The organism is Janthinobacterium sp. UMAB-60 (assembly GCF_900095235.1).
Classification (GTDB): domain Bacteria; phylum Pseudomonadota; class Gammaproteobacteria; order Burkholderiales; family Burkholderiaceae_D; genus Janthinobacterium.
The window spans coordinates 86,398-95,344 of sequence record NZ_LT607496.1 but is presented as its reverse complement, the minus strand read 5'-3'; the positions used below and the strand labels follow the sequence as shown (position 1 = coordinate 95,344).

Below are 8,947 nucleotides of genomic sequence, written 5' to 3'. Positions count from 1 at the left end.
GCCGCGCCGCCATACCGTCCGCAGCACTGGAAGACGGCCTACGGCTCTTCCGGCACCATCCGCACCATCGCCGACATCATCGCCCGCAACAAGCTGGGCGACGGCTTGCTCACGAGCGCCAGCCTCGATGCGCTGGCACGGCGCTTCATCGAACTCGGTCACACCAGCCGCATCGACATGCCCGGCTTGCGCCCCGATCGCGCCAGCACCATCGTCGGCGGCCTGGCCATCTTGATCGGCCTGTTCCGCGAAATGGCGATACCCGTCATGACGCCGATCGAGGCGGGCTTGCGCATGGGCGTGATGTGGGATTTGTACCTGCGTTCGACCAAGCGCGACCGCCGGGAACAGTCGGTGCAGGGTTGCATGGAAAAATTCCATATCGACCAGCAGCGTGCCGGCCGGGTGGCCGAGCAGGCGCTGGCCATGTATGCGCAGCTCAAGCCCACGTCGGACGCCCTGGTGAAAAGCCTGCGCTGGAGCAGCCTGCTGCACGAAGTGGGCCTGGCCGTGTCGCAGACGGGCTACCACAAGCACGCATCCTACATCGTGGAAAACGCGGATTTGCCCGGTTTTACCACGCGCGAACAGAAGACCATGAGCCGCTTGATCCTGGCGCAGAAGGGCAACTTGCGCAAGATCGGCGAAGTGCTGTCCGACCCCGATTTCGCCAAGGCCGTGCTGGCGCTGCGCCTGTCGATTCTGCTCATGCACGCGCGCATCGAAGCCGATTTCAGCGAACTGCGCCTGCGCATGAAGAGCCGCATTGAGCTCGACATCAAGCGCGGCTGGGTGGCGCACCATCCCACCGTGTCGTTCTGGATCGAGAAGGAGCAGGAATTCTGGGATGAGGTCGGGGTCGATTTCACCATCCGCGCCAGCGCCTAGGAGGTCATGCCGTGCGCATGACTTGATGTGCAGCAAGCAAGATTTCAAAAAAGAGTATATATTGTTTATATTATTTATTAGATTGGAAAATCCATGACTAAAACCGTCCCAGTGAAAAAAGCCGACAGCGCGCCCGTATCGATGTTCCCCACCAGCGCTTCGATCAATGCGGCGGCAGCCAAGGCCGCACCGGCCGCCAAGCCTGCCGCAAAGCCGACAGCCAAGCCAGCCGTCAAGCCGGTGGCCAAGGCCGCCGCCAAACCAGTGGCCGCCAAAGCCGCCGTCGCGAAGCCAGCGGCAGTCAAGCCCGTTGCCGCCAAGCCTGCGGTAGTCAAGGCACCCGTCGCCAAACCGGCAGCCAAGGCCGTCGTGGCCAAGCCAGCTGTGGCCAAGGCAGTCGCCAAAGCCGCTGCCAAGCCGGCGGCCAAGGTTGCTGCGAAACCAGCCGGCAAGGCCGTCGCCAAGCCGGCAGTGAAAGCCGCCGTCAAACCGGCCGCCAAGCCGGCCGCCGCGAAAAAAGCGCCGCTCGCCAAGGTCGTCGCCGTCAAGGAAAAAGCCCGCAAGCCGAAACTGGTGCGCGACAGCTTCACCATGCCGGAAGCGGAATATGAAGTCTTGGGGCAGGTCAAGAAAGCTTGCCTGAAGGCCGGTTTCGAGATCAAGAAAAGCGAATTGCTGCGTATCGGCGTGGCGCTGATCAGCCAGATCGACCTGGCCACCCTGCAAAACGTGCTGGCCGGCTTGCCGCAGCTGAAAACGGGCCGTCCGAAGAAGGATTGATGGCGCGAGCGGAGGGGCCGCCCCCCGCTTGCCCATTCTGGTTTACCATGGGGCCTGTGATAGTTCCCCCATGGTTGCCATGTCAGAAGAAATCAGTATTGAACGCGCCGGCTTCGTCGAGCGCGCCATCGTTCGCCACCGCGCGGGCCAGTCCACCGATGCCATCGACCACGTCGCCGAGGAAATCCCTGTGGCGCTGGTCTTCAATGGCATTTCCCACGTCGTCATGATGGCCACCCCGCGCGACCTGGAAGCGTTCGCCTACGGCTTCGCGCTGACGGAAGGCGTGGTCGCTTCGGCCGGCGCCATCTTCGACTGTGAAGTGTTCCTGCGCCCTGATTCCGCCGAAGTGTCCTTGAGCATCGCGCAGGAAGATTTCGTGCGCCTGAAGGACCGCCGGCGCCAGCTGACGGGCCGCACGGGCTGCGGCGTGTGCGGCATCGACAGCATCGACATGCTCGACTTGCGGCCCGCGGCGCTGCCGCCGTCCCTGATCCACGTCGACCTGCCGGCCGCGCTGGCGCGCGCGTCGAGCGGCTTGCGCGAACACCAGGCGCTGATGCGGGAAACGGGCGGCGTGCATGCGGCCGCCTGGTGCACGCCCGATGGCGACATCGTGCACGTGTTCGAGGATGTCGGCCGGCACAACGGCCTGGATAAACTGATCGGCCACCTCGCGCTGCACGATGTCGACATGCGGTGCGGCTTCGTGTTCCTGTCCAGCCGCGGCAGCTACGAGCTGGCGCGCAAGGCGGCGCGCATGCAGATTCCGCTGCTGGCGACGATTTCCGCCCCCAGTTCGCTGGCCATTTCCATCGCCACGCAGGCGCGCATGAAACTGGTGGGCTTTTGCCGCCAGGATGCTTTCGTCGATTACACGCCCGGCATCACCCTGTAAGCGACGTTTTCACTGACGGCGCCGGCGAGTGTGGTAAATGCGCACGCTCTTCCCCTGGCATTGACTTGCGTCATGGAAATGACATTCGGCTGTCATTTTCCTGACATATTAGACAAGTACGCTGGAGTCGTCTTGATCACAGGGGATGAAACCATGCAGAACATAGTCGCATCAAACGAAGCCAAGGCCCGGCCGGTCCAACTGGTGCTGAGCCAGGCCACGACAGCGGCGGAATTGCGCGAAGTCCAGCGTTTGCGTTACAAGGTGTTTATCGAAACCATGGGATTGAGCTCGCTGGCGAATGCCGATGGCCTCGACAGCGATGAATTCGACGCGCATTGCGATCATCTGATCGTGCGCGACGCCGATACCCTGAAAGTGGTGGGCACCTACCGCGTGCTGAGCGCGGCCAAGGCGGCCAAGATCGGCCGGCTGTACGCGGAAAACGAGTTCGACCTGAGCCGCCTGAAGAACCTGCGCGGACGCATGGTCGAAGCGGGCCGCGCCTGCATCCATCCCAAGTACCGGGGCGGCAGCGTGATCATGCTGCTGTGGTCGGGCCTGGCCGAGTACATGCGCCGCGAGCGCTGCGACTATCTGGTCGGCTGCGCCAGCATCAGCCTGGCCGATGGCGGGCATAACGCCGTTGCCGTGTACCAGGCGCTGGCGGAAAAGCACATGGCCCCGAGCGAATACCGCGTCACGCCGCACCTGCCTTTCCCCATCCACCAGGTGGAAGCGGCGCACAAGCCGCAAGTGCCGCCGCTGATCAAGGGCTATCTGCGTTCGGGCGCGTGGATTTGCGGCGAGCCGGCGTGGGACCCTGATTTCGAAAGCGCCGACATGTTCATGATGATGCCGCTGGCGAATCTGGACGAGCGCTATGCGCGCCATTATGGCGTGGTGCCTGGCTAAGGCTGCCAAGGCTGGCGCCGGGGAGTGAGGCCTGCAGCTGGCTGGCCAGCGCCTGCACGGCGCTGCGCAAGCCGGTCTCCGCGCTGTCGGGCGGCAGCAGTTCGAGCAGGAAGCGCAGCGGCACGCTGATCGCTTCCGGTTCGCCGATGCTGCCGTGGCGCCGCACGGCGTCGTGGTACAGGGCCAGGAAGGCGGCGCGCGCGGACGCGTCGAAGGGCTGGCCGTCCGGCACTTGCCACAGGGCCGCCAGCAGGGCGGCGCGCACGGGGGCGCCGGCGTCGATGGCGCGGTGCTCGTCCGCGTGGCGCTGGCGCGCATAGGCGATGGCGTCGTGCAGCAAGTCGGCCAGTTGCGCATCGAGTGCGCGCCAGGCGGCGCTGTCGCCATGGGCTTTCAACAGCAGGGCGCCCGCCAGCACCTGAAAAATCAGGTCGCAGTCGGCCACGCCGCTGCGCAGACGCGCTTCTTCCAGCGCGGCCAGGCAGGCATCGGTCATGGCGCGCAGCGCCGGCGCGCCGGAGCTCCCCCTGGCGAAGGCCAGGCGTGCCTGCAAGGCCCAGTAGCGTCCCAGCAGGGCCAGGCGCTGCGCCGTGGGCGCCAGCGCCACCAGCAGGTCGATATGCTGTTTTCCATCCTGCAGCAACTGCCGTCCCTGCGCCATATCCGGCACGGCAGGCACCTCGATGCCGGCGCCCGCATCGATGCCGCACAGGGCCGCGCCCTGGCGTATCTCCAGTTCCGCCCAGTGCGCCAGCGCGCGCAAGCCCACCTTGCCGTCGGCCGCGCTGTGCGCCGCCCGGTAGTGTTCGATGGCGCGCAGGGTGTTCTCCAGTCCCCCCAGGCCGGCGCGCGTGGCGGCCATGTTTTCGCGGATGTCGGCGCAGCCGAAGAAGCGCGTGCGCACGGCTTCCTCGATGCTGGCCAGCTTTTCCTCGATGGCCGCGCGGCGCGCCGGATCGGCGCCCGCCAGGCGCGCATGCAGGGTTTCCAGGTCGGCCAGCAGGTGGCCGTGGTAGTGGTAGTCGGGCGCCTGCCAGGGCCGGCTCTGGGTGTTCGGAAAGCGGTAGCGGTCGTCGCCATACGCCTGGTAGGCGCCCCAGGTATTCGATGCCGGGAACTGCAGATACGCCGCCTCGCGCGCCAGGCGCACGGCGTCGCCGAAGTACTCGCCGCTCAGCATGGCGTGATAAAAGCTGTGCGCGAAGATGCTGGCCGCCTGGTCGTCGATGCGCCAGCCGGCCGCGATGACCGCCTGCGCGCCTATTTCAATGAAGGCCGTGGCCAGGCTGGCGGCCAGTTTCGACCACGGCGCGATGGCGTCCGGGCGCATGTCGCCCAGGTGGCAGCAATTGATGAAGACGAATTGCGGCACGCGCTTCAATTTACCCACCTGCGCCGCCGTCAGCCGCGTTTTCGGCCCCAGCACCAGACCCGTATGCGCGATGCCGGGGCCGGCCACTTCACCGTGGCCGGCCAGGTGGATGGCGAAATAGCGCTCGTCGAACAGGTGCACCAGCACGCGCTGCGCCTGCGGGCGCAGCAGCTCACGCACCTGGTAGCCGTGCGCGCGGAACATGCGCGCCACGTCCTGCGCCTCGGTCTGCGCGGCGGGCAGCTCGGGCAGGCCGGAATCGGTGTCGCCGATCACCAGCACGCTGTTGCTGGGCGGGCTGGTGGCGGGCGGCTGCTCGCGCAGGCTGGCCAGCTGGCGCACCATGCCGATGCGCGTGGACAGCGGGCTTTCCTCGCTGCCCGCCTCGTCTCGCATCAGCTCCCACGGATAGATGGCGGCACTCTGGTCGACGGCCAGGATCAGGCCGCGCATTTCGGGGATGGCCGCCTTCAGCCCATTCGGCAGCATCAGTTCGTACAGCGCGCGCGACAGGCCCGGCTGGTCGGTGGTGTTGTCGGTGGCGTCCATGATCAGGCCATCGACGGCTTGGCGCTGGTTCGGCTCCTCGTCGACGCTGTTGTGGGCGCGGTCCGTCAGCACGGTGAAGCGCAGGGCGCCGGAGAGGTCCGCGGCGACGATCTGCACGCGGCGCCAGCCATTGTCGCCGCTCAGGCTGGGCAGGATGCGCCGGTAGCCGCCCGGGCTGTGGCGGATGCGCCGCTCGAACGTGAAGCCGCCCTGGTAGCGCGCCTCGGCCATGATCTGCTCGATGGCCACGGCGGCGGCGATGGCGCGCGCCTCGGATTGTTCATAGATGGCGATGTGGCCGATGCGGCACGCCATGCCCGCGTCTTCCAGGCGCCGGTTGGCGCTGCGCACGCCGTCGATCAGGGCCCGCGCGCACAGGGCGATGCTCAAGCCGCCATAGCCGGAACCGGACAACAGGCTGGCCACGCGCAAGCCGTGTTCGCCCATCGGCGGCGCGGCCGCATGGCCGGCGGCGCGCACCTGCAGGCAGACGCACGCGTATTCGAGCAGGCCGCCGGCAAAGGCGCGCGCCAGTTCGCCCGGCGTCAGTTCGCCCAGCGCGCCCAGGCCGATGACGATGGCGCCGCCGGGCCGGCGCGCCGCATCGGGCTGCAGCACCACCAGGGCGGAGTCGGGACGCTGCGGGAAGCGCCCCAGCGCGTGGATTTCCTGCAGCTTGCCCGCCAGCAGGCGGTCGAGAAAACTCATGCTGCCGCGCAGCGACTCGTAAGCGTAGCAGCCGCTCATGACGGGCGCGTCGGCCGAGGCCATGCTGCCGTGGATGACGGATAGGCTCAGCTGCGGCGCGCGGCTCTCGACAGCGCTGGCGGGGCCGGCGGCGCCGAGGGCGGCGTCGAGCAGTTCCGGCGGCTGCGGGTACAGCGGCCGCGCATCGGGAGCGTACGCGCGGAAGCGCGGCGGGGCGCCGCCCGGCGCGTGCGGCGGGCGCCGGGACAGGCCCGCGCCCTGGCCGTTGTCGAGCAGTTGCGCGATGGCCGGGTAGGTTTCTTTTTGCAGCAGCAGGTCGCCATGCGCCACCGGCAGGTAGCAGGCTTCCACGCCGTCCGGCACCGCGCCTTGCCAGGCCGTGCGGCCATCGCCGTCCGGCGACCAGGCCGTCTCGATGCCGCCGTCGCGCAGGCGCAGCGCCACCGGCGTGTCGGCGCAGCCGGCCAGGTAGCTGCAATGGCGCGCGTCGAGCGGGGCGGCCTCCAGCAAGGCCACGGTGGCGCGCGCCGCCGCCAGCGCTGGCGCCTCGGGCGCCTGCCAGCCGTCGGGCAGGCCCGCTTGCGCGTCGCCGGCGGCCAGTTGCGCCCAGGCGTTGGCGTCGAAGTAGTCGATACTGCCCGCCTGCGGCCACGGCAGCATGTCCAGCACGCCGGGAAAGGCGCGCACGAAGCCGAGAAACTGGCGCCGCGTGTGCTTCCAGCCTATCCAGCAGGCCAGCATTTGTACCAGCCGGTCGCGCCCCAGCAGCACTTGCACCATCGCTTGCGTGCCCCGGTTGGCCGTGCCCACCTGCAGCAGGCGGCTGCCGGGCAGGGCGCCGAAGCGCGGCCAGCGCTCCTTCAATGCCAGGCGCGCCACCAGCCCGCCCGTGCCGTGGGCAACGATGCGCAACGGCTGTCCGCGCTGTTCGGCGTCGCGCATGGCCTCGTCCAGCACGGGCAGGAAGGCATTGCCGGAGTGCTGCAGCGACAAACGCCAGTCATACGTAAAGGGCCGCACTTCCTGGCTTTGCGCGAGAAAGCGGGCCAACGGCTCATAGCACGATTCGATCCAGCCGGCGCTGACGATGTGCGGCTGGCCCACGGCCAGGCGCTCGATGCGCCCTTCGACCAGGTTGACGGGGTCGAACCAGATGCGGTTGCTGCCCACTTGCAGATGGCTGCCCATGATATCGGGCAGCAGCAGCACGATGGGGGCGTGCGCGCGCCGCTTCGGCACTTCGCCGCCGCGTCCCAGCGCGCCGTGCTCGATGCCGGCCAGCGGCTGGTAGGCGCTGTCGTCGCCCGTGAGCGCCTGCACTGCCGCCAGGCCGGACGGTGCGCGCTCGAAGTAGTTCAGGTGGTGCGTCCGCGGCCCGCGCAGCAGCAGTTGCCGCACCGGCGTGCTGCGCGTGGCGCCGCCCGCCATCGAGGCGCAATTGACCACCAGGTCGTTCTGCCCGCCGTACAGCTGGTCGCCGAGGCAGTCGCCCAGCCAGCCCAGCAAGCCATCGCCGCTGCACGCGCCTGCCAGCACGTGCAGCGGGCTGGCCACGCGCACGTCGGGCGCGTTGAGCAGCGCCACCAGCGGCGAGTCGGGCATCATCGCTTCCAGGCCCGGCAGGATGCGCGCGTCGCAGCGCTGCTGCACCACGGCCAGCAGGAAGGCCATGCCGCCATCGGGCACATCGTCCTGCGGCAGCAGGTTGCACATCACGCTGGCCCAGCGGTCGAGCCGTCCCGACATCAAGGTGGTGCCGCGCGCCGGGCAAGCCACGCGCACGAAGCGGGCGATGCGGATGGCGCGCGCCTTCAACTCCTCGCCCAGTTCGCGCAGGCGCGCCGCATCGGCGTCGTGGCCGCCGCGTCCGCCCAGCCGCGCCTGCGCCGTGAAGTGCCCGATATCGTGGCTGTTGAACGCTTCGCCGCCCACCGTGTTTTCGCTCAGCCGTTCCAGGCCGTCGCCCGCCAGGTCGACGGCGCCGCGGCTGTCGATGCGCTGCGCGCGCGCCAGCAATTCGCCCACCAGGCCGCCGCGCGAATGGGCCAGCAGGTGCAGCACGGCGCCGTGCGGCAGCTGGCGCACGAGGGCCAGCGCGTTCTCGATGGGGCTGTCGCTGAGGCTGCGGTGCTCGTAGCCGTAGATGCGGTTGCCGTAGTGCGCCGCCAGCTGCGGCGCCAGGCCGTTGCGCCACAGGCCGCCAAAGCTGCGCTGAGTCGACGACGCCGTGCCATGCAACAGCAGCAGCACCGGTTCCGGCCCGGCGGGCACGCTGGCGACGGCCGTCATGCTGCCCGCCTCGATGCCGCAGCGGTACAGGCCCAGCCGTTGTTCCAGCTGGCGGTCCTGGAAGGCGCCCGCCGCCGCCAGCGCCGTCATGGCGGCGGTACCGCAGCGGTACACGCGCACGGCCCGCAGCATCCAGGCGCCCAGGCCGTCGCGGCTGGCGCCGGGCGGCGGGCGCGCCGCCTGCGGGCGCAAGGCCAGTCCCACTTCGATGCTGGCGGGCGCGCCGTCGCGTGCCGCCGTGGCCGGCCCCAGGTAGCGTGGCAGGTCCAGGCTGCTCGCCAGCAGCGAACTGCCGTCGCACAGCAGCAATTGCACCACGTCGGCCGGACCGATATCGAGTGCCGTGCGGCAACTGCCGATGCCGCGCGCGCCCGACAGCACGTGGGTCTCGCTGTGCCAGCCGGGCGCGGCGGGGCCGTCGCCGGCGTCGGCGAGGGGATCGCGCGTGAGCGTCAGGCGCAGCACGGGCGGCGCAAGAGGGTCGCTGGACATGCGGTTGGGATCACTGGTTAAAAGCTGACCTTGATGCCTGCGGAGACTATGCGTGT

The 8,947-nt window shown here is 68.9% G+C and carries 4 protein-coding genes and 1 pseudogene; 4 read left to right on the top strand and 1 reads right to left on the bottom strand.

All coding sequences use genetic code 11. The annotated features are described in order from the left end of the window. From K0F86_RS27705 to K0F86_RS21910, 4 genes and pseudogenes are all read left to right on the top strand, one after another. Positions 1–888: pseudogene (locus tag K0F86_RS27705) on the top strand (Ppx/GppA family phosphatase); the annotation flags it as partial. 93 nt (positions 889–981) lie between these two features. Next, positions 982–1,668 (top strand): hypothetical protein, encoded by a 687-nt coding sequence (locus K0F86_RS21920; RefSeq protein WP_219136295.1) that lies wholly within the window; start codon positions 982–984, stop codon positions 1,666–1,668. 70 nt (positions 1,669–1,738) lie between these two features. Then, the gene (fdhD, locus tag K0F86_RS21915; RefSeq protein WP_219136294.1) at positions 1,739–2,566 is read left to right on the top strand and encodes a formate dehydrogenase accessory sulfurtransferase FdhD; all 828 of its coding nucleotides are present in this window, start codon (positions 1,739–1,741) and stop codon (positions 2,564–2,566) included. A 153-nt stretch (positions 2,567–2,719) separates the two neighbouring features. Next, on the top strand, positions 2,720–3,481 hold the full coding sequence (locus K0F86_RS21910; protein WP_071077956.1) for a GNAT family N-acetyltransferase: 762 nt from the start codon (positions 2,720–2,722) through the stop codon (positions 3,479–3,481). Here the strand turns inward: K0F86_RS21910 and K0F86_RS21905 are convergent. Then, the gene (locus K0F86_RS21905; RefSeq protein ID WP_219136293.1) at positions 3,414–8,891 is read right to left on the bottom strand and encodes a CHAT domain-containing protein; all 5,478 of its coding nucleotides are present in this window, start codon (positions 8,889–8,891) and stop codon (positions 3,414–3,416) included. The genes K0F86_RS21910 and K0F86_RS21905 overlap by 68 nt on opposite strands. Between the last annotated feature and the right edge of the window lie 56 nt (positions 8,892–8,947).